The sequence below is a fragment of the Actinophytocola glycyrrhizae genome (assembly GCF_042653545.1).
Classification (GTDB): domain Bacteria; phylum Actinomycetota; class Actinomycetes; order Mycobacteriales; family Pseudonocardiaceae; genus Actinophytocola; species Actinophytocola glycyrrhizae.
On sequence record NZ_JBHSIS010000003.1, the window covers coordinates 686,513 to 706,850 of the forward strand.

A 20,338-nucleotide genomic window follows, 5' to 3' on the forward strand; every position below is an offset into this window, starting at 1 on the left:
CGATGAGTGAGCGACGCCGGTTCCAGGTCTACGGGCTGATCTTCCTGGTGATCGCCGGGATGTTCGTCGCAGCATCGGTTGCCTTCTACCGCAAGACGTTCACGCCGATCGTGCCGGTGACCCTGGAGACCGACCACGTCGGCAACCAGCTCCGCACGGGCGCGGACGTCAAGCTGCGCGGGCTGATCGTCGGGGAGGTGCGGGACATCCGGCCCAGCGGCGACCACGCGGTCCTCGACCTCGCGCTCGACCCGGACCACGTCGGGGAGATCCCCGGCAACGTGTCCGCGCGCCTGCTGCCGAAGACGTTGTTCGGCGAACGCTACGTGGCGTTGCAGACCCCGGCGGTCCCGAGCGGCCGGTTGCGGGAGGGCTCGGTGATCGGGCAGGACCGCACCAGCTCCGCCATCGAGATCGAGCAGGTGCTCGACAACCTCATGCCGGTGCTGCGGGCGGTGCAGCCGGAGAAGCTCGCGTCCACGTTGAACGCGATGGCGACCGCGCTCGACGGGCGCGGCGAGCAGTTCGGCGACACGCTCGTCCAGCTCGGGCGGTACCTGGGGGAGATCACCCCGTCGCTGCCGGACCTGCGCGCGAACATTCAGCGGCTCGCGGCGGTCGCGGACACCTACGCGCAGGCCGGGCCGGAGCTGCTGACCGCGTTGCGGGACCTGACCGTCACCACCCGGACCGTCGTCGAGCAGCGCGGTCGGCTGGCCGACCTGTACCGCACGCTCACGAACGCGTCGATCGACCTCGGCGGCTTCCTGGCCGCCAACAAGGACAACATCATCAACCTGGCGAGCACGTCGAAGTCGACCCTGGCCGTGCTGGCGAAGTACGCGCCCGAGTACCCGTGCCTGCTCAAGCAGCTCGTCGACTCGATCCCGGCCGCCGACGCGGCGTTCGGCAAGGGCTCGGCCACCCCGAACGTCACGCGCGTGACCATCGAGATCACGGCGAGCCGGGGCAAGTACCTGCCCGGGGTGGACACCCCGCGGTACGACGACAAGCGGGGCCCGGCCTGCTATCCGGTCGCGAAGCCACCGGCGCGGTTCCCGCAGTACCCGGAGGGCGGACCGCTCGACGACGGGTCGGCGAAACCGCCGCCGCCGAACTCGGACCGGCCCGAGGACTTCCCGAACACGCTGCCGCAGTCCGCGGCGGACATGCAGCTCGCCAACACCCCGCCGGAGCAGGACCTGATCGCCGCGCTCGTCGCGCCGGGGCTCGGGATGTCGCCGTCGGACGTGCCGGGGTGGTCGTCGCTGCTGCTCGGCCCGCTGTTCCGGGGTGCGGAGGTGACCGTGCGATGAGCGGAGCTTGCGGAGCGAACCATCGGTGTGCAGGCCGCCACGGAGCGGGCGAGGGGGCGGCATGAGGAACTTTCTCGGGCCGCTGGTCAAGATCACCGTGTTCGCGGTCGTCACGGTCACGCTGACCGCGTTGCTCGGCCTCACGATCGCCAACACCACACTGGGCTCGACCAGCGGCTACCTCGCCAGGTTCACCGACGCCACCGGGCTCAACGAGGGCGACGACATCCGCATGTCCGGTGTCCGCGTCGGGCAGGTCACCGACATCTCGGTGGTCGACGACACGTGGGCGGAGGTCCGGTTCGACGTCGAGGCGGCGCGGCGGCTGCCGAAGTCGGTGACGGCGACCATCAAGTTCCGCAACCTGATCGGCCAGCGGTACGTCGCGCTCGCCGTCGGATCCGGTGACCCCAACGCGGTGCTGCGGCCCGGCGACACGATCCCCCTTGAGCGCACGCAGCCCGCGCTGAACCTCACCCAGCTGTTCAACGGGTTCCAGCCGCTGTTCCAGGCACTGCAACCCGACCAGGTCAACAAGCTCGCGGGTGAGCTGATCCAGGTGCTGCAGGGCGAGGGCGGCACCATCGACAGCGTCCTCGCGCACACCGCGTCGCTCGCGAGCACGATCGCGAGCAAGGACAAGGTGATCGGGCAGGTCATCGACAACCTCAACACGGTACTGACGACGGTCAACGAACGCACGACCGAGCTGTCGGGGCTGATCGACCAGCTCCAGCAGCTCGCGTCCGGGCTCGCCGCGCAACGGCAGCCGATCGGTGCCGCGATCGGCGCCCTCGGCGACCTGACCCAGTCGACGGCCGGGCTGCTGTCGTCGGTGCGGCCGCCGATCAAGGACGACATCGCCGCGCTCGGTGCACTGGCCGGGAACCTGGCCGACCACGGCGACACGGTCGACAAGTTCCTCGCCGGGCTCCCGAACAAGATCCAGACGATCAGCCGGGTGTCGACCTACGGCGGCTGGTTCAACTACTACCTGTGCAGCATGTCCGGCCGGATCGGGGTGTCGGACCTCGGCGTCTCCGTCGACCTGCCGTTGTTGCCGGTTCCCGGTACACCGCCAGCGGAGAGGTGCCGATCGTGAGCGGAGCCAACCATCAGACACGGGGCGACCGTGAACGGCTTCCCCGAGCCTGCGAGGGGGAGTCGTGAAACCGCTGAAGGAACGGGACCAGGCGGCCGTCGGCACGGTGACGATCGTGTTGCTGGTGCTGGGGCTGCTCGTCGCGTTCAACTCCGACGACCTGCCGATCATCGGCGGCGGCACCACCTACACCGCCGAGTTCCGCGAGTCGGCCGGGCTGCGGCCGGGCAACGAGGTGCGGCTCGCCGGGGTGAAGGTCGGCGAGGTGCGCGGGGTCGAGCTGGCCCGCAACAAGGTGGTCGTGGACTTCCGCGTCGACGACGTGCGCCTCGGCGACCGCAGCACGGTGTCGATCGAGATCAAGACGTTGCTCGGCGACAAGTTCCTCGCGATCGAGTCCACGGGCAAGGCGCAACAGAGCGCCAACGACCCGATCCCGGTCAGCCGCACACGGACCCCGTTCGACATCGTCCCCGCGGTCGGCGAGCTGTCGCAGACCGTGGACCGGATCGACACCGAGCAGCTCGCGCAGAGCTTCCAGGTCATCTCCGACACGTTCGCGAACAGCCCACAGCACATGAAGGACACGCTGACCGGCCTGTCGCGGCTGTCCGCCACACTGTCCACACGGGACGAGCAACTGAAGACGCTGCTCGCGAACACCGCCGGGTTCACCGGGACCGTGGCCGACCGCGACGAGCAGTTGAAGCGGCTGTTCACCGACGCGTCGCTGCTGCTCGGCGAGCTGCGACTGCGCCGGGACGCCGTGCACACGTTGCTGACCGGCACCATCACGCTCGCCGGCGAGCTGCGCGGGCTGGTCGCCGACAACCAGGCACAGCTCAAACCCGCGCTGGACGAGCTGGACCGCGTCACCACGATCCTCGCGAACAACCAGGCGAACCTGTCGGAGAGCCTGCGTTCGCTCGCGCCGTACGTGCGGACCTTCAACAACGTCATCGGCAACGGCCGCTGGTTCGAGGGCTACATCTGCGGCCTGCTGCCACCGCCGACGGACCTGGGCATCCTCACGATCAACCCCGAGGGCTGCACGGTGCCGCACACCCCGCAGGGTGGTGGACGGTGAACGCGCGGGCGATGCTGGCCGAGAGCCGCACGAGCCGCCGCGCCGCGCTCGTCGTGATCTACGCGCTCGCGTTGATGCTGCTGATCAGTGCTGCGCTGTGGTGGATCACGATGGCCCCGGCGGGCACCCGGATCACCGCGTACTTCGCGAAGACCGTCGGCGTCTACCCGGACTCCGAGGTGAAGGTGCTCGGCGTCGGCGTCGGGCGGATCACGTCGGTGACCCCGAGGGGCGACCGGGTGCGGGTCGAGATGACCGTGGACGATGGCATCGAGATCCCGGCGGCCGCGCAGGCCGTCGTGGTCGCGCCGTCGCTGGTCAGCGACCGGTACGTGCAGCTGACACCCGCGTACGAGTCCGGCCCGCTGATGGCCGACGGGACGGTCATCCCGCTCGACCGCACCGCGACGCCGGTGGAGCTCGACGACCTGACCGCGAGCGTCAACGACCTCACGACCGCGCTGGGCCCGAACGGCGCCAACGAGAACGGCGCGCTGTCCGACGTGCTCGACACCGCCGCCGCGAACCTGGCAGGCAACGGCGAGCTGTTCAACCAGACCATCACGCAGCTCTCCGACGCGTCGGCCGCGCTCGCCGACTCGCGCGGGGACCTGTTCACCACCGTCGACAACCTCGCCACGTTCACCGAGGCGCTCGCGGAGAGCGACGCGCAGGTCAAGGCGTTCAACAACAGGCTGGCCGACGTGAGCGGCTACCTCGCGCAGGACCGCGACGAGCTGGGCACCGCGCTCACCTCGCTCGGCACCGCGCTGACCGACGTGCACGGGTTCATCGCCACCAACAAGGACGCCATCACGTCCAATGTGGACAAGCTGACCGGCGTGACGCAGGCGCTCGTCGACCAGCGGGCCGCGGTGGCGGAGATCCTGGACGTGGCCCCGCTCGCCATGTCGAACTTCCTGTCCACCTACGACGCCGCGTCCGCGTCGTTCGCGATCCGCGGCAACCTCAACGAGCTGACCTACCCGCCGGTGCTGATGCTGTGCCGCACGCTCGCGGCCGCGACCCCGGTCGAGCTGCCGAAGACACTGTCCGACCTGTGCACCCAGCTCGCCCCGTACCTCGACGGCACGCTCGGGTTGCCGTCCGCGGCGGAGGCACTCGGCGCGTTGTCGTCGGGGCAGCTGCCGCCGCTGCCGATCCCGCTCGTCGACCTGACCGGCGCCGTCTCGCGAGGTGGCCGATGAGACGAGCCATGGTGGGGTTCCTGGCTTTCCTGCTCGCGGGGTGTTCGACCGGCGGGTTCTCCGGCATGTACCAGCTGCCGCTGCCGGGCGGCGCGGACCTCGGCGAGCACCCCTACCGGGTCGTCGCCCAGTTCGGTGACGTGCTCGACCTGGTGCCGCAGGCCGGGGTGAAGGTCCACGACGTCGCGGTGGGCCGGGTCGACAGGATCGAGCTGGCGGCGGACAACACGACGGCCGTGGTGACGTTGCTCGTCAACGGCGACGTGCACCTGCCCGCCAACGCGGCCGCCGAGCTGCGGCAGTCGTCGCTGCTCGGCGAGAAGTTCGTGGAGCTGAGCGCACCGGACCGACCGGCCGGGAAACTGCGGGACGGCGCGGTGATCCCGATCGACCGCACCAACCGCAACCCGGAGATCGAGGAGGTCCTCGGCGCGCTGTCGCTGCTGCTCAACGGCGGCGGCATCGGGCGACTGTCGACCATCGTCGAGGAGGTGAACGCCGCGCTCGACGGCAACGAGCCGGAGCTGCGCGCCACGCTCGCCAACATCGACGACGTCGTCACGGTGCTCGACGGCGAGAAGCACAACATCACCAGGGCCATCGACGCGCTCGGCACCCTGTCGACGAGGCTCGCCGCGCAGACCGGCGACATCAGGGTCGCGCTCGACCACCTCGGGCCGGGCCTCGCGGTCGTCAACGAACAGCGGGACGCGCTCGTCACCATGCTCGGCGCGCTGGAGAACCTGTCGACCGTCGCCGTCGACACCGTCAACCGCAGCCGCGACGACCTCGTCGACGACCTGAAACTCCTGGCCCCCACGCTGAACAAGCTCGCGGAGGCGGGCTCGGACCTGCCGAACTCGCTGCAGTTCCTCGTGACCTACCCGTTCACCGACTACTTCCTCAACGCCGTCAAGGGCGACTACGTGAACGTGGACGTCAAGTTCGACCTCGATCTTTCGGTGCTGCTGGAGAACCTGGAGAACGCGAGCACACCGGTGATCCCGATCCCCGGCCTGTCGCCGACCCCGGGACCGTCGCAGTCACCGTCGCCGTCGCTGGAGCCGCCGCTGCCGGTGCCCACGCTGCCGCGGGTGCCGCAGGGCGACACGGCGGGCGGGCTGACCGGGCTGCTCGGCACGCTGCTGGGGGTGGGACGCTGATGTTGTTGCGCGGCACCAAGGTCCGGCTGCTCCTGTTCGCGATGATCGCGGTCGTCGGCATCGTGTACGTCGGCGGCACCTACGCGGGCCTGGACCGCCTGTTCGGCACCCGCGGCTACCGGGTGACGGTGCAGCTCGCCGACTCCGGCGGCATCTTCACGAACGCCGAGGTCACCTACCGCGGCGTCACCGTCGGCCGGGTCGAGCGGCTGCGCCTGTCCGACGACGGCATCGACGTGGTACTCGACATCGAGGACGACGCGCCACCGATCCCCGCCGACACCCGCGCCGTGGTGGCGAACCGGTCCGCGGTCGGCGAGCAGTACGTCGACCTGCAACCGGAACACGCCGGCGGCCCGTATCTCGCGGAGGGCGCGGTCGTGCCCCGCGACCGCACGTCGACCCCGTCGAGCCCGGAGACCCTGTTGTCCAATCTGGACAGTTTCGTCGAGAGCGTGCCGCAGGATTCGCTGCGCACCACGGTCGACGAACTGCACCGCGCGTTCGAGAACGCGGGCCCGGCGTTGCAGGTGCTGCTCGACAGCGCGGGACAGCTGACCACCACCGCGACCGAACACCTGCCACAGACCACGTCGCTGCTGTCCAACGGCCGGGTGGTGCTGGAAACGCAGGCGGCGCAGAGCAGACAGATCCTCGACTACAGCAGCAACCTGCGGCTCATCGCGCAACAGTTGAAGACGTCCGACCCGGACCTGCGCAAACTGATCACGACGGTCCCCGTGGTCGCCGTGCAGGTCGACGACCTCCTCCGCGACTCTGGCCAGGACCTCGGCGTGGTCATCGCGAACCTGCTGACCACCGTGCAGATCACGAGCACCCGCACCGACGCGCTGGAACACCTGCTGGTGGCCTTCCCGATGGTGACCGCGACCGCCCCGGGCGCGAACCCGGACGGCACCGGGCACCTCGGGCTCGTGCTCACGTTCAACGACCCGTTCTCGTGCACCCGCGGCTACGAGGGCACGAGACAACGCCCCGGCAACGACGTCACCGACGCACCACCGAACCAGCAGGCATACTGCGCGGAACCACCGGGCAGCCCGATCGGCGTACGCGGCTCACAGAACGCCCCGTTCGGCGGCAAACCGGTAGAGGTGCCGCCACCGGCCGCCGCACCGAGGACACCGACACCCGGCCTACCGGGCACACTGTCCTACCCGGGCGGCCCCCCGACCACACTGGGCGGCCTACTGGGCCTCCCCACCTGACCGAGGCCCACCTCCCAGGCCGCGGAATGCCCTGAAAGGCGCGTTCAGGGCGCTCGGCGCCCTGAACGCGCCTTTCAGGGCATGACCCGTGTCCCGAACGCGCCGTTGATCACCCTCGACCCACAGTTCGCTGCCCGCGAAGCGGGCACGCCGTGAAAGGCGCGTTGACGGCACACGACATGCCCTCAATGGCACATTCACGGCGCTCAGCGCCCTGAATGGCCCATTCACGGCACCGCCGATGTCCCAAATGTTCCGTTGATCAAGGACCGGCGCCGCTACGCGGGCCGCGCCGGCCGCAGGGCGAAGCCCGCGAAGCGGGCACGCCGCGAAAGGCGCGTTCACGGCACACCCCATGCCCTCAATGGCACATTCACAGCGCCCAGCGCCCTGAACGGCCCATTCACGACACCACCAATGTCCCAAACGCGCCGTTGATCAAGCACCGGCCCGCTACGCGGGCCGCGCCGCGCGCGGGCGCGCAGCGCCCGCCGGGCGAAAGCCCGCGCCGGGCGAAAGCCCGCGCCGGGCGAAAGCCCGCGCCGGGCGAAAGCCCGCGCAGCGGGCAAAGCCCCGCGCAGCGGGCCCGCCCCGAAGGGCAGAAGCACCCCGCCCTCAACGCACCTCAAGCGAACGGAACCACCCAGAAGGTTCGGTGGTGGCGGCGGGCAATCCAGTGGCAGGGCGCCAGCCCTGCCCGCAAGGGCCCCTGCAGGGCGGCGGAGGCTCGCGTGTCAAGGGTGGCGAAGCCATCCGGCGAAGCCGGACGCCGAAGGCGCCCTTGACACGTGAGGGGCCGCCCGTAAAATCCGCCGTCACCACCGAACACCAACACTCGCCAAAGCACCCCGAAGACCCAAGCGGGACAACGAATACAGCGACAAAGCACCCCGTGGTCAAACCCCAGCCCAAACCACACCCCGCGCAACAAGATCAACAGGCAGCCTCCGGCCCCCCGGAATCCAGCCTACCGGCCACCACCGACAGAACCGGACACAAGCGCCCGACCTGTCCACAGGCAATCGGCCTAGCGCTCCAGCATCGCGTCCACTTCGGACTCGAAGAACAGCGTGGTGTCGAAACCCATGGTGTCGAAGTGCCCGGCGATCTCGAGGCTGATCACCCCGTGCATCCTGGCCCACAGCCTCAGCGCCGTGCGGAGTGTCTCCGGCGGATCGTCGGTGCCCGCCCAGTCGCGGTGGGTGTCGAGGTGTTCGTCGAACGGCGTCTTCTCGCCGGGCCGGTGGTTTCGCAGTGCGGCCAGCAGCATGTTCATCAGCTCGGCGGCGATGTCGCGGGTCTGGGGTGGTGCGTGATAGCCGGGGATCGGCGTGCCGTAGATCAGGAAGTACCGCTGCGGGTGCGCGAGTGCCCAGTCCCGCATGGCGTGCGCGATCACCACCGGCTCGGAGCCCTTCGCCTCGACGGCGGCGCGGAACGCGTCGACCAGTTGGCGGTAGGCGTCGGTGACGAGGTCGGTGATCAGCTCGTCCCGGTTGGCGAAGTAGCGGTACAGGGCGGGCCCGCTCATGCCCATCTTCTTGGCGATCGCGTTGAGGGACAGCGCGGACGCGCCCGCCTCCGCGATCTGCGCCCATGCGTGCTCCTTGACCTCGGCACGTACCTGGGCGCGGTACCGCTCGCGGGGTGGACTGCTGCTCACCCCGGTAACTGTAACAGGCAGGTGCGCGTGTTATAAGCTGTAACCGGTCACCAGACGTGGTCGCCCGTGGCCAGTAGTGGCAGCAGTTCCGCCGCCTTGAGGGCCACGCCGACCGCCCACGCGTCGAGCGGGAGGCTGAGCCACAGCCACTGCCGGTGGGTCCCGGTGCGACGGCCGACCACGACCGTGAGTGCCGCGACGGCGACGGCGGGAAGGACCGTCCCCGCGCCCTGCCAGCCGAACCAGCCCAGCAGCCACATCATGCCGAGGCACATCAGGGCCGCGCGGGCGATGAGCCATCCCGGCCACAGTGACCGCAGGTGGTCGCGGACCGGCAGGCGTCGTTCCGCCTCCGCCAGTCGCGCGGCCACCAACCGCACCTCGGGCAGCGTCGCCATCTCGGCCGCCGTCGACCGGGACCGGCCGACCGTGAGCCAGGACGCGGCGAGCGCGACGAGGAGGAACACCAGCACGGGCCGGGGGGCGTCCGTCATGACCTGTCCGATGGCGTAACCGCCGACCCCCGCCGCGGCCGTGGCGACCACGAGCACCCAGAACGCGGTACGCGGCAGCCACTCCGGCGTCCGCGACCCGGTGGGTTCGGCAGGCACACCCATGGCGGCACGCAGTTCCCGTGCGTACTCGGCGGGGTCGCCGAGCCGGTCGGCGAGAGTGGCCGGGGACTGTGTGGCGGCGAGTTCGCCGGCGGTCGCCGACACCTGTGGCTCGACGTCCTGGACGATCTCCTCGACCTCGGCGGCCGGGAGGTCCGCCAGCTCGTGCCGCAGGCGGTCCAGATAGGACCCGACCTCGGTGTCCGTGCCGGTGTTCACGCCGTCTCCCCTTCCAGTAGGTCGGTCATCGTGTTCGCGAACCCGCGCCAGGTCTTGGTCCCGTCCGCGAGCCGCTGCCTGCCGAGTTCGTTGAGCCCGTAGTACTTGCGGTGCGGGCCTTCCTCGCTGGGGCGCACGTAGGACGTGAGCGCGCCCGCGTTGTAGAGGCGGCGCAGTGTGCCGTAGACCGACGCGTCGCCGACCTCGTCGAGTCCGGCCTTGCGCAGTCGCCGGACCACGTCGTACCCGTAGCCGTCCTCGGTGCTCAGCACCGCGAGCACGGCGAGGTCGAGCACACCCTTGAGCAGCTGGCTGATCTCCATCGGCGAGTCCAGTCGAGTGAGTAGTAGTACGGCAGGAACACTAGCACGCATTGCGTAGTAGTAGGTACGAGATCACGCAACACGCAATTTCAGGACAGTTACGAAGAAAGCCATTGGGCGCCCTCTGTCACTCGGATAGGCTCGGGCTCGCCCATTCGGGGGTGGAGCGGTCGCTGGGGGACACGATGAGCAACGCGTGCCTGCTCCTGCCGGTGGTTCCACCGCGCCGATGTGTCGACGATGAGGGGTTTTTCTTGATGCGTAGTCGAAGAGTTGCGGCCGTGGTGGCCACGGTGGCCGCCGCGCTGATGGCGGGTGTGCCGGTCGCCGGTGCGGAGCCGGAGAACGGCAGCGGGGTGAAGGCCGAGCGCGAGCAGGGGTCGCAGATGCGTGCCGCCGCCGTCCCCGCGATCCCGTCCGAGTACGTCCCGGTGTCGCCCGTCCGGGTGCTGGACACGCGGATCGGCGGGACCCCGGTCGGCCCAGGGCGCTCGGTGACCGTCGACCTGACGGCCAGGACGCCTGCCGCCGCCACGTCCGTGGTGCTGAACGTGACCGGTGTGTCGCCCACCCTCTCCACGTTCGTGACCGTCTACCCGGCGGGTGAGGCGCGGCCGAACGCGTCGAACCTGAACCTGGCCGCGCGGAACACGCGCGCCAACTCGGTCGTGGTCGCGTTGAGCGCGGACCGCCGCGTGACGCTGTACAACCACTCCGGCAACACCCACCTGGTCGCGGACCTCGCCGGTTACTACACCGAGGGCACCGCCAACCGGTACACCACCATGAACCCGAGGCGGGTGCTCGACACCAGGCCCGGCACGCCGCTTGGCCCGCGCGGCACCGGTGTGCTGAACGTGTCGTCGTTCGTCCCGGCCGGGGCCACCGCGGTGACCTTCAACATGACCGGTGTCGGCGCCACCGCGTCGACGTTCCTCACCGCGTACCCGAACGGGCAGACGCGGCCGACGGCGTCGAACATCAACCTGGCACCGGGTGAGGTCATCCCGAACCAGGTCACGGTGCCGATCGGGACCAACCGGTCCATCGTGCTCTACAACCACGCGGGCAACACCGACGTGATCATCGACCTCGTCGGCTACTACTCGCCGGGTGGGGCGTACAAGTTCATCGCCATCTCCCCGGAGCGCGCCTGGGACTCGCGTCAGGACGACGGCCTGCGGCCGAGCTACTTCGTCGGGCTGACCGGGTGGGGTGAGACGACCGACCCGGTGGCGTTGCACGCGATCGCGGGCAACGTGACCGGCGTCAACGCGACCGCACCCGGGTTCGTCACGGTGTGGCCGGGTGGTCAGCCGCGGCCGAACGCGTCGACCCTGAACGTGGTGCCGAACCAGGTCGTCGCCAACGCGGTGACCGTCGGGATCGGCTACGAGTCCGACCCGGGCATCCAGGACCGCGCGGTGAACTTCGCCAACAACGCGGGCTACGTCGACGTCGTGTTCGACGTCGCCGGGTTCTTCGTCGTACTGAACTGATCGCCGGCTCGCGCCGTCCGGGTGTTCACCGCCCGGGCGGCGCGAGCTGCGTTGCGTTGACCTCGCGGACCTCGGCCACCAGCTCCGGTCGCTCGACGACCGTCACCCCCGCCGCCGCGAGCTGTTCCGCGCCCTCGCCGACCACGAAGGTCGACGGTTCCCGGTAGGCGAAGACCACCCGGCGGACACCGGCGTCGAGGATCAGCCTGGTGCACGACAGCGGCCGGGACTTGCGGGTACTGCACGGTTCCATCGAGCTGTAGATGGTCGCACCCGCCAGGCGCGGGTCGTCGGCGGCGAGCTTGGCGAGCGCGGACTCCTCGGCGTGCACGGTCTCGTCGGTCTCGCGGGAGAAACCCCACGCGATCCGTTCTCCCGCCGCGTCGACGATCACCGCGCCGACGCTGAACGCGGTGGTCGAGGGCGGGCACCGGCGCGAGAGCGCGACCGCGTGGGCAAGCCAGTGACCGTCCACAGCGGACTCGCCGAGCAGGTACCTGTGCAGCACCACGTTCCCGATCGGTTCGACGGCCGCCAGTGTCGCCCGGTGGTCCTTGTGCCACCTGAACCGGCCATCGTGGACGAACCGGGGTGCCGCGCGGTCGCCGACGAAGAACGGCGCGATCACCAGCTGCAGCTCGTCGACCCGGCCAGAGGCGAGGAACGCCGTCAGCACCCGGCCGCCGCCCTCGACCATCAGCCGCGTCACCCCGCGTGCCGCCAGCCGCGCGAGGACCTCGTCGACGGACCCGCCGGTGACGAGCGACTCGCCGTCGGCGCGGAACGCCGCGTCCTGTGGCAGGTCCCCGTTCGACAGCACGACCTTCAGCGGTGTCGCCGGCTTCCCGGCCGCCTCCCGCGCGGCCCGGCGGGCGGGTGAGCGCACCGAGAGCCTCGGGTTGTCGTTGCGGACCGTGCCCGCGCCCACGAGGATCGCGTCGACCCCCGCGCGTTCGGCGTCCACCCGGTCGAGGTCGGCGGCGTTGGAGAGCACGAGCCGCTCGCCGGAGGTGTCGTCGAGGTACCCGTCGAGCGAGATCGCGCAGCTGAGCAGCACATACATGGTGTCGCCTATCCTGCCGGACAAATCTTTCTCTGGTGAGGTCAGCGCAACGTACCGGACGGCGGACACCCCGCCGGAACTGTCGGGGCCCAGGACCACCGCCCGGTTCCTGGCAACGAGCGCGTCGACGAACGGCCACTTCGGACTCTTCCAGTGGGACATGCCACCTCAGGCGGGCGGCCCCGGTGCGCACCGGTGTAGCCCAGAACACGGCCCGTCTGTCCCCGACGGCGCGTACCCTCGTTTTTGAACACGTTCAAAGTGAGGGGCGGGGCATGAAGATCGTGGTTCCCGGCGGGTCCGGGCACATCGGCACCTTCCTGTGCCGGGCGCTGGCCGCCGCCGGGCACGAGGTGGTCGTCCTCGGCAGGCGCGGCGGGGTGCGGTGGGACGGCAGGACGCTCGGCCCGTGGGCGGCCGAGGTGGACGGCGCGGACGCGGTGGTCAACCTCGCGGGCAGGAGCGTGAGCTGCCGGTACACCGAGGAGAACCTGCGGGAGATGATGGCGTCGCGGGTCGACTCGGCCCGGGTCGTCGGCGCGGCGATCGCCGCGGCGGCCCGGCCGCCGAAGGTCTGGCTCCAGATGAGCACCGCGACGATCTACGCCCACCGCTTCGACGCGCCGAACGACGAGCACACGGGCGTCATCGGCGGCGCGGAACCGGACGTGCCCGGCTACTGGGCGTACAGCGTCGAGATCGCAAGGCGCTGGGAGGCGGTGCAGGCGGCGGCCGAGACCCCCGCGACCCGCAAGGTCGCACTGCGCACGGCGATCGTGATGAGCCGGGAACGGGGTGGTGCGTTCACGGTGCTGCGCGGCATGGCCCGGGCGGGCCTCGGCGGCCCGGTGGCCGGTGGTGCGCAGTACGTGTCGTGGCTGCACGAGGAGGACTTCGTGCGGGCGGTGGAGTTCCTGCTGACCCACGAGCTGTCCGGCCCGGTGAACCTCGCCGCGCCGGAACCGTTGCCGCAGCGGGACTTCATGCGCGTGCTCCGCGCCGCGTGCGGGATGCCGGTCGGACTGCCCGCGACGAGGTGGATGGCGGAGCTTGGCGCGCTGGCCGTGCGCTCGGACACCGAGTTGCTGTTGAAGAGCCGCCGCGTGGTGCCGACCCGGTTGCTGGCCGCCGGTTTCACGTTCGGCCACCCGACGTGGCCACAAGCGGCCCGGGACCTGTTGGCACGGCATAGGATCGGCGCGTGAACCTCCATGAGGCCGCCGCGGGCGGAGCCGTCGAGGAGGCCACCCGCCTCCCCGCGGTGCTGTGGGACGTGGAGCGCGAGGGCCTCGGCCTGGCCTGCGTGGCGATGCCCTGAAAGGCGCGTTCAGGGCGCTGGGCGTCCTGAATGGCCCATTGACGGCACCGAAGCAAACCGGGCCACCGGCCGGACCTGCACACGCCCTAGCCCGCCGTGCGGCGGATGCGGCCCTCGTACAGCGCTTCGAGCTTGATGTTGCGTTCGTAGCCGCCCGGCACGTTGTTCGACACGTACACCGGCGGCTCGGTGCCCGACTCGAGCAGCAGCCGGACCGTGTCCGCCACCAGCATCTGCGCGAGCAGGCCCGCGGTCAGCGACGACACGCCACCGACGGAAGTGCCGTCCGGCAACGGAAGCAGCGTGTCGCCGAACGGTGCGCGGTTGTCCAGCGTCACGTCGGCGAAGTCGGAAAGGCGTTTGCCTGACTCGTGGCGCGCGGGGACCTGGCTGCTGTGCAGCAGCGAGGTGATCACGACGAGCTTGTGGCCGTTGGTGGTCGCGAGGTGCGCCATCTCCACGACCGACGAGTTCACCCCGGAGCTGGACGCGATCACGAACACGTCCTGCGGGTGCGGCGCCGCCAGCTCGTACAGGCGCGACACGACGTCGGCGCTGCGCTCGAGCATCGGGTCGGCGAGCACCGCGGGGTCCTCGCCGCCGAACTGCACGAGGTCCGACAGTGCGATGCGGTTCGTGGGGACCAGCCCGCCCGCTCGGCCCGCGATCTCCAGCGCGGTGCCCTGCGAGTGGCCGGTGCCGAACGCCTGGATCACGCCGTTGTCGCGCACCGAGGCCGCCAGCAGCTCGGCGGCGGGGGTCACGTCGGTCCCCGCCACCTCGGTGAGGCGCTCCAGCAGTGCGGCGGCAGAGGCGGAAGCGGAGACCGTCATGCCGTCACCGCCGCGACCGCGAACCGCACGACTTCGGCGATGACCTCGTCCAACGTGATCCTTCCCCGGTTCACTGAGTAGTGGTGCACCAGCTCGTTGACCGAGGCGATCACCGCGAGCGCGGGCAGGGTGAAGTCCCGCGCCTTCGCCTCGCCGCGCAGCACCGCGCGGTCCGCCTCGGCGACCATGAAGTCCCACCACCGCTTGCGCCACGCCATGCGGTGCTTCTCGACCTTGTCGCTGACGCCGATCATCTCGACGTACGCGAGGCGTGCCCAGCGCGGGTCGCTGGCCATGTTGTTGATGAACGTGCGCACGGCCAGCTCGAACCGCTCGGCGAGTGCGGCGTCGGTCGCCTCGGCGAAGGCGGCGTTGACCGCCCGGTAGGACTGCTCGTTGGCGCGCGAGTGCAGCGCGATCAGCAGGTCCTCGCGGGAGTTGAACTCCTCGTAGAAGTTGCGCGTGGACACCCCGGCGTGGGTGCAGAGCTTCTCGATCGACGTCGCCGCGTAGCCCTCGGTGCCGAACAGCTGCAGCCCGGCCTCCAGTAACCGCCCGCGTCGCTCGGCCCGCCGGTCGGCGGCCGTCCGGCCGCCGTACGTGCGCCGTGCCACCGCCTCGGTTCGCGGCATCCGATTCCCCTCGCCCTCAAAGCCACCAGTGCCACCGGTCAGGCTACTGGCACTCGACCAGGCAGGACAACGAGGTCAGCTCGCCGACAAACGTGCAAGCAGGCCGGTATCTCTCAGTTCTTCGTGGTCCGGAGCCCTTCGGCGAGGGCCTCCAGCGCGGGGAGCGCGTCGAGCAGGGCGTCGGTGACGTCCGGCGACAGTCCGTCGAGGATCCGCGCCACCGTTTCCGTGCGGGACTTGATGATCCGCAGGTGCACGTCCTGGCCGGCGTCGGTGGTCGCGATCTGCACCGCCCGCTGGTCGGCGGGGTTGGGCAGCCGGGTCGCGAGGCCGTCGTCGACGAGCTTGGCCACCACACGGGACAGCATCGTCGGGTTGAGGCCCTCGATGTCGGCAAGCTCGGTCATGCCGATCGGGCCGCGGTGCGCGACGATGCCGAGCACGGAGGCCTGCGTGGGGGTCAGGTTCTCGCTGACCGGCGCGGCGTTGAGCAGCCGCGCCAGCCGCCCGATGACCCGGCGCAGTCGGGTCACGTTCTCGGCATCCACTTACCGGCTCCCGGTCAGGTCTGGTTGGTCACAAACACTTGGTTGCTTGCCAGCAAGCAAGTATTCTCGGCTCTCATGGGGATGCGAAGCATAGGAGCAAACACCCGGGCGGACATCCCCTCCGAGCCGCTGCCGCGCCGCCACGTGGTCTTCGCCGTGGTGGCGATCGCCCTGTTCATGGCCTCCATGGACCAGACGATCGTCGCGACCGGGCTGAACGCGATCCAGTCCGACCTCGGCGCCGAGCTGACGTGGAGTGGCTGGACGATCACCATCTACTCGCTCGGCCAGATCATCGCGATGCCGATGGCGGGCAAACTGGGTGACCACTTCGGCCGCAAGAAGGTCTTCCTCACCGCCGTCGTGATCTTCACGGCGGCATCGCTGGCCTGCGGGTTCGCGAACAACATCTACGTGCTGGTCGCGCTGCGGGCCGTGCAGGCACTCGGTGGCGGCGCGTTCATGCCGTCCGCCACCGGCATCATCGCCGACCACTACGGCCCGGCCCGCGACCGCGCCGTGGGGATGTTCACCTCGATCTTCCCCATCGGCGGCATCCTCGGCCCGATCCTCGGCGGCGTCTTCGTCACGTACTCGTCGTGGCGGACGATCTTCTTCGTCAACGTGCCGATCGGCCTGGTGCTGCTGGTCCTCGGCTGGAAACTGATCGGCGCGACCCCGGGCAAACCGGCTGAACGCATCGACGTGCGCGGCCTGCTGCTGCTCGCGCTGCTGATGCTGACCACCATGTACGGCCTCACGAACCTCGACCACGGCCTGACCAGCCCGTGGTTCGCCGCGCCGGTCGTCTGCGGCGCGGTGTTCGCGTACCTGTTCGTGCGGCACACCCTCCGCGCCAGAGCCCCGTTCATCCCGCTGCAGTTGCTGCGCGGCAAGGGGTTCGGCGCGATGAACGTGCTGAACCTGCTGTTCGGCGGCGCCGCGATCGGGTTCGGGGCGCTGGTGCCGCTGTACGCCGAGGAGCGGTTCCACCTGGATCCCCTGGCTGCGGGGATGGTCCTGACCGCCAGGGGAGCCGGTGTCATCTGCGTGGCGGCGCTGGCCGTGCTGACGTTGCGCAAACTCGGCTGCCGCCTCCCGATGCTGGTCGGCTTCGTGTTGATCACGACCGGGTTCGCGCTGATGGCGTTCCCGCCGCCGAACACCAACGGCTACCTGTGGCTGATGATGGCGGCGGGGATCACCGGCGTCGGGATGGGGGTGTCGGTGCCCGCGTCGAACAACGCCGGGCTGCAGCTGGCACCGGACCAGATCGCGTCGATCGCCGGACTGCGCGGGATGTTCCGGCAGAGCGGCTCGATCATCGCCGTCTCGGTGATGACGGCCGTGGCGGCGAACAGTGCCCATCCGGCCATGACGCAGGCACACGGGTTCGTGGTCCTTTCGGTGCTCCTGGTGGCGGCGGTGCCACTGATCTTCACGATCCCGGACCACCGGGGCAGCTGGTAGCCGGCTCACCCCCGCAGGTCGTACACCGTCTGGCCGTCGATGGTCCGGCTGTCGAAGTTGGCCGACACCCACTCGTCGATGTCCGAGCCGCCGCCGGGGCGCATCCCGCCGCCACCGACGTAGTAGGCGACCGCACCGTCCGCGACGTAGCGCTGGAACTCGGCGAGCGTGGGTGCGGGATCGCCGCCGCTCCACCCGCCGATCGCGATCACCGGGCGCCCGCTCGCCAGTGACAGGTCCGCGGCCTGGGTGCCACCGGTCGTCGCGGCGGCCCACGTCGTGTCCGTGTCCGCCAGCAGGGTCGCCAGTTCCGCCGGCACGGGCTGCCCGCCCATGTCGAGCCGCGCCTCGCCGGTCGCCGGGCCCGACAGCGGGATGGACCCCGAGTGGGCCTGGGCCGCCGTTGCCACCGTGAAGGCTCCCGTGCCCAGCAGCGCGGTGACCACCGCCGCCACGCCCAGCGCCCGTGCGCGCACCCCCACCGCCAGCGCGGTCGCCACCGCCACCGTCGCCGCCAGGATCACCCAGCGTAGCCACGGCAGCCAGTCCGGTGACCGGTCCAGCAGGATGTACGTCCACACCCCGGTCACCGCGACCATCCCCGCCAGCACGAACCGGGCCGGTGGGTGCGCGCGCCCGCGCCACAGCTCCCGCCCCGCGACCGCCGCCACCGCGGCCACCGCCGGGGCCAGCGCCACCGCGTAGTACGGGTGGACGATGCCGCTCATCAGGCTGAACACCACGGCGGTCACGATCGTCCAGCCACCCCACAGCAGGAGCGCCGCGCGGGTCCGGTCCGTGCGCGGGGCCCCTCGGGTGAACCACAGGCCCGCCACCAGCCCGATCAGAGCCGCTGGCAGCAGCCACGACACCTCGGCGCCGAACGCCGCGCCGAACATCCGGCCCGGTCCGCTCGCGCCGCCGAAGCCGACGTTCCCGCCACCCGCGCCACCGCCACCGCCACCGCCGAAGATCCGGCCGAGGCCGTTGTAGCCGAGTGCCAGTTCGAGCACGCTGTCATCCGTCGAGCCCGCGATGTAGGGCCGCGAGTCCGCCGGCCACAGCGCCACCAGCGCGACGTACCAGCCCGTCGACACGATCACCGCGCCGAGAGCCATGGCCAGGTGCGCGATCCGCCTGCCCAGCGACGTAGGGGCCGCCACCAGGTACGCGATCGCCAGCGCGGGCAGCGTCAGGAAGCCCTGCAGCATCTTGGTCAGGAACGCGAAGCCGACCGTCGCCCCGGCCAGCATCAGCCACCGGGGGCTCGCCTGCTCCACCGCGCGCACCGTGCAGTACGCGCCCGCGACCAGCAGCAGCGTCAGCAGTGCGTCCGGCTGGTCGTACCGGAACATCAGCGCGGCCACCGGCGTCAGTGCCAGGCCGGTGCCCGCGAGCACACCCGCCGTGGTGCCCGACGTCCTGCGGACGGCCGCGTACAGCAGCCACACCGCCGCCACGCCCATGAGCGCCTGCGGCACCAGCACCGTCCACGGCGAGAACCCGAAGACCCGTGCGAACAGGCCCGGCACCCACATCGCGGCCGGGGGCTTGTCGACGGTGATCACGTTGCCCGCGTCGAGCGAGCCGAACAGCAACGCCTGCCAGCTCTGGGAACCGGCCTGGACCGCGGCCGCGTAGTAGCTGTTCCCCCAGCCGGTCGCGGTCAGGTTCCACAGGTACAGCACCGCGGTCCCCACCGGCAACAGCAGCACCCACGGCCGCCGCTTGCCGGTCGCGGGGGCCGCGGCCACGGTGGTGGCTGGCGAAGCGGTCGCGATCACGAGGCACTCTTCTCGGTGAGGCGGCGCGGGTGGAACACCCAGCCGCGGAGCAGCAGGAACCGCAGCACGGTGGCCGCGAGGTTGGCGGCGACGAGCACGGCCAGCTCAAGGCCCCTGCCGGGCACGGTGAACCCGTGCAGCACGGCGAGCGACCCGGCGGTCAGCGCCAGCCCGAGGCAGAACACGATCAGGCCCTCGAACTGGTGGCGCGCGACCCCGGCGCGCCCGCGGACCCCGAAGGTGTACCGCCGGTTGGCCGCCGTGTTGCCGACCGCCGTGACACCCAGGGCGACGAGGTTCGCGCCCTGTGCGCCCATCCCGTCGCGCAGCGTCGAGAACAGCACCAGGTAGGCCAGAGTGGACACCACGCCGACGGTCGCGAACCGGACCAGCTGGCGCAGCAGGCCGGCGGGTGGCGCGTCCCTGCCGAGCTGCTCGCGCAAGCGAGCCACCGGGATCCGGCCGGTCGCGAAACCCCGTGCCAGGCGGGCGATCCCCAGCAGGTCGGCGACCGCGGTCGCCACGATGTCGACGCGGCTGTCCGGGTCGTCCACCCAGTCGACCGGCACCTCGTGGATGCGCAGCCCGGTCCGCTCCGCGAGCACGAGCAGTTCGGTGTCGAAGAACCAGCCGGTGTCGGCCACGTGCGGCAGCAGCTTCTCCGCCACGTCCGCGCGGATCGCCTTGAAGCCGCACTGCGCGTCGGAGAACCTGGTCGCGAGCGCACCACGCAGCAACAGGTTGTAGCCACGGGAGATCAGCTCCCGTTTCGGCCCACGCACCACCCGGGCACCGCGCGCGAGCCGGGAGCCGATCGCGAGGTCGGAGTGGCCCGACAGCAGCGGCGCTACCAGCGGCGGGAGCGCGTTGAGGTCGGTGGACAGGTCGACGTCGAGGTAGGCGAGCACCGCGGCGTCGCTCGCGGACCACACCGCGCGCAACGCTCGTCCCCGCCCCTTCTCCGCCAGGTGCACGGCCCTGACCTCGGCGAACTCGGCGGCGAGTGCGTCGGCGACGGCGGCGGTGCCGTCGGTGCTCGCGTTGTTCGCGATCGTGATCCGGAAGCGGTGGGGGAACCCGGCCTTCAGGTGTCTCCGCAGTCTGCGGACGCAGGGCGCGAGGTCCCGTTCCTCGTTGTACACGGGCACGACGACGTCGAGCACCAGTGTGTCGCCGTCGGTCTCGATGGCTCCCCGGTCGGTGGGGTTGGGCACGGTCAGCGTCATGGTGACCACGCTCGGCTCCCCGGCTGGGTCGGCCGTGTGGC

18 protein-coding genes are annotated in these 20,338 nt (G+C 70.8%); 9 read left to right on the top strand and 9 right to left on the bottom strand.

All coding sequences use genetic code 11. From position 1 onward, the window contains the following. Positions 1–2 precede the first annotated feature (2 nt). The 6 genes from ACFPCV_RS09365 to ACFPCV_RS09390 all read left to right on the top strand — a co-directional run bounded on the left by ACFPCV_RS09365 (position 3) and on the right by ACFPCV_RS09390 (position 7,105). Complete coding sequence (locus tag ACFPCV_RS09365; RefSeq protein ID WP_378055650.1) at positions 3–1,316, top strand: MCE family protein; 1,314 nt, start codon at positions 3–5, stop codon at positions 1,314–1,316. 61 nt (positions 1,317–1,377) lie between these two features. Beyond that, complete coding sequence (locus ACFPCV_RS09370; RefSeq protein WP_378055651.1) at positions 1,378–2,418, top strand: MCE family protein; 1,041 nt, start codon at positions 1,378–1,380, stop codon at positions 2,416–2,418. Between the two features lie 64 nt (positions 2,419–2,482). Further along, positions 2,483–3,505, top strand: a complete 1,023-nt coding sequence (locus ACFPCV_RS09375) for an MCE family protein (protein ID WP_378055652.1) — start codon at positions 2,483–2,485, stop codon at positions 3,503–3,505. Between the two features lie 11 nt (positions 3,506–3,516). Further along, entirely contained in the window at positions 3,517–4,713 is a 1,197-nt protein-coding gene (locus tag ACFPCV_RS09380; protein ID WP_378055751.1) for an MCE family protein, read from the top strand. Next, positions 4,710–5,876 carry an MCE family protein gene (locus ACFPCV_RS09385; RefSeq protein WP_378055653.1) on the top strand — a complete coding sequence of 389 codons (1,167 nt, stop codon included), beginning with the start codon at positions 4,710–4,712 and terminating at the stop codon, positions 5,874–5,876. Before ACFPCV_RS09380 ends, ACFPCV_RS09385 begins: the two co-directional genes overlap by 4 nt. Next, the gene (locus ACFPCV_RS09390; protein ID WP_378055654.1) at positions 5,876–7,105 is read left to right on the top strand and encodes an MlaD family protein; all 1,230 of its coding nucleotides are present in this window, start codon (positions 5,876–5,878) and stop codon (positions 7,103–7,105) included. The genes ACFPCV_RS09385 and ACFPCV_RS09390 overlap by 1 nt, the downstream gene beginning before the upstream one ends. Before the next feature lie 1,027 nt (positions 7,106–8,132). Here the strand turns inward: ACFPCV_RS09390 and ACFPCV_RS09395 are convergent. Genes ACFPCV_RS09395 through ACFPCV_RS09405 form a run of 3 tightly spaced genes read right to left on the bottom strand, consistent with a single transcriptional unit; the run spans position 8,133 to position 9,924 of the window. Beyond that, complete coding sequence (locus tag ACFPCV_RS09395; RefSeq protein WP_378055655.1) at positions 8,133–8,768, bottom strand: TetR/AcrR family transcriptional regulator; 636 nt, start codon at positions 8,766–8,768, stop codon at positions 8,133–8,135. 47 nt (positions 8,769–8,815) lie between these two features. Next, the gene (locus tag ACFPCV_RS09400; RefSeq protein ID WP_378055656.1) at positions 8,816–9,601 is read right to left on the bottom strand and encodes a DUF1700 domain-containing protein; all 786 of its coding nucleotides are present in this window, start codon (positions 9,599–9,601) and stop codon (positions 8,816–8,818) included. After that, complete coding sequence (locus ACFPCV_RS09405; protein ID WP_378055752.1) at positions 9,598–9,924, bottom strand: PadR family transcriptional regulator; 327 nt, start codon at positions 9,922–9,924, stop codon at positions 9,598–9,600. The genes ACFPCV_RS09400 and ACFPCV_RS09405 overlap by 4 nt, the downstream gene beginning before the upstream one ends. A 281-nt stretch (positions 9,925–10,205) precedes the next feature. On the opposite strand from ACFPCV_RS09405, the gene ACFPCV_RS09410 reads away from it, so the two are divergent. After that, complete coding sequence (locus ACFPCV_RS09410; RefSeq protein WP_378055657.1) at positions 10,206–11,423, top strand: hypothetical protein; 1,218 nt, start codon at positions 10,206–10,208, stop codon at positions 11,421–11,423. A gap of 25 nt (positions 11,424–11,448) precedes the next feature. Here ACFPCV_RS09410 and ACFPCV_RS09415 read toward each other — a convergent pair whose 3' ends face one another. Further along, positions 11,449–12,648: a dihydrofolate reductase family protein gene (locus ACFPCV_RS09415; RefSeq protein WP_378055658.1), complete on the bottom strand. Its 1,200-nt coding sequence runs from the start codon at positions 12,646–12,648 to the stop codon at positions 11,449–11,451. Positions 12,649–12,761: 113 nt separating this feature from the next. Between ACFPCV_RS09415 and ACFPCV_RS09420 the strand changes: the two genes are divergently transcribed. Then, positions 12,762–13,691, top strand: a complete 930-nt coding sequence (locus ACFPCV_RS09420) for an epimerase (RefSeq protein WP_378055659.1) — start codon at positions 12,762–12,764, stop codon at positions 13,689–13,691. A 199-nt stretch (positions 13,692–13,890) separates the two neighbouring features. On the opposite strand, the gene ACFPCV_RS09425 is transcribed toward ACFPCV_RS09420, so the two are convergent. The 3 genes from ACFPCV_RS09425 to ACFPCV_RS09435 form a co-directional block, all read right to left on the bottom strand. Then, entirely contained in the window at positions 13,891–14,637 is a 747-nt protein-coding gene (locus tag ACFPCV_RS09425) for a sugar isomerase domain-containing protein (RefSeq protein ID WP_378055660.1), read from the bottom strand. Next, entirely contained in the window at positions 14,634–15,269 is a 636-nt protein-coding gene (locus ACFPCV_RS09430) for a TetR/AcrR family transcriptional regulator (protein WP_378055661.1), read from the bottom strand. Before ACFPCV_RS09430 ends, ACFPCV_RS09425 begins: the two co-directional genes overlap by 4 nt. 113 nt (positions 15,270–15,382) lie before the next feature. Beyond that, complete coding sequence (locus ACFPCV_RS09435) at positions 15,383–15,817, bottom strand: MarR family winged helix-turn-helix transcriptional regulator (protein WP_378055662.1); 435 nt, start codon at positions 15,815–15,817, stop codon at positions 15,383–15,385. A gap of 75 nt (positions 15,818–15,892) precedes the next feature. Between ACFPCV_RS09435 and ACFPCV_RS09440 the strand changes: the two genes are divergently transcribed. Further along, positions 15,893–17,287: an MFS transporter gene (locus tag ACFPCV_RS09440; protein WP_378055663.1), complete on the top strand. Its 1,395-nt coding sequence runs from the start codon at positions 15,893–15,895 to the stop codon at positions 17,285–17,287. 5 nt (positions 17,288–17,292) lie between these two features. On the opposite strand, the gene ACFPCV_RS09445 is transcribed toward ACFPCV_RS09440, so the two are convergent. Both ACFPCV_RS09445 and ACFPCV_RS09450 read right to left on the bottom strand, forming a co-directional pair. Then, a complete protein-coding gene (locus tag ACFPCV_RS09445; protein ID WP_378055664.1) occupies positions 17,293–19,071 on the bottom strand; it encodes a glycosyltransferase family 39 protein in 1,779 nt (592 codons plus the stop codon). After that, the gene (locus tag ACFPCV_RS09450; protein ID WP_378055753.1) at positions 19,068–20,297 is read right to left on the bottom strand and encodes a bifunctional glycosyltransferase family 2/GtrA family protein; all 1,230 of its coding nucleotides are present in this window, start codon (positions 20,295–20,297) and stop codon (positions 19,068–19,070) included. The genes ACFPCV_RS09445 and ACFPCV_RS09450 overlap by 4 nt, the downstream gene beginning before the upstream one ends. Positions 20,298–20,338 lie beyond the last annotated feature (41 nt).

Coding starts and splice junctions, on each gene's coding strand:
- ACFPCV_RS09365 (WP_378055650.1), top strand. CDS start 3: ATGAGTGAGCGACGCCGGTTCCAGGTCTACGGGCTGATCTTCCTGGTG.
- ACFPCV_RS09370 (WP_378055651.1), top strand. CDS start 1,378: ATGAGGAACTTTCTCGGGCCGCTGGTCAAGATCACCGTGTTCGCGGTC.
- ACFPCV_RS09380 (WP_378055751.1), top strand. CDS start 3,517: ATGCTGGCCGAGAGCCGCACGAGCCGCCGCGCCGCGCTCGTCGTGATC.
- ACFPCV_RS09385 (WP_378055653.1), top strand. CDS start 4,710: ATGAGACGAGCCATGGTGGGGTTCCTGGCTTTCCTGCTCGCGGGGTGT.
- ACFPCV_RS09390 (WP_378055654.1), top strand. CDS start 5,876: ATGTTGTTGCGCGGCACCAAGGTCCGGCTGCTCCTGTTCGCGATGATC.
- ACFPCV_RS09405 (WP_378055752.1), bottom strand. CDS start 9,924: ATGGAGATCAGCCAGCTGCTCAAGGGTGTGCTCGACCTCGCCGTGCTC.
- ACFPCV_RS09415 (WP_378055658.1), bottom strand. CDS start 12,648: ATGTCCCACTGGAAGAGTCCGAAGTGGCCGTTCGTCGACGCGCTCGTT.
- ACFPCV_RS09420 (WP_378055659.1), top strand. CDS start 12,762: ATGAAGATCGTGGTTCCCGGCGGGTCCGGGCACATCGGCACCTTCCTG.
- ACFPCV_RS09425 (WP_378055660.1), bottom strand. CDS start 14,637: ATGACGGTCTCCGCTTCCGCCTCTGCCGCCGCACTGCTGGAGCGCCTC.
- ACFPCV_RS09430 (WP_378055661.1), bottom strand. CDS start 15,269: ATGCCGCGAACCGAGGCGGTGGCACGGCGCACGTACGGCGGCCGGACG.
- ACFPCV_RS09440 (WP_378055663.1), top strand. CDS start 15,893: ATGGGGATGCGAAGCATAGGAGCAAACACCCGGGCGGACATCCCCTCC.
- ACFPCV_RS09450 (WP_378055753.1), bottom strand. CDS start 20,297: ATGACGCTGACCGTGCCCAACCCCACCGACCGGGGAGCCATCGAGACC.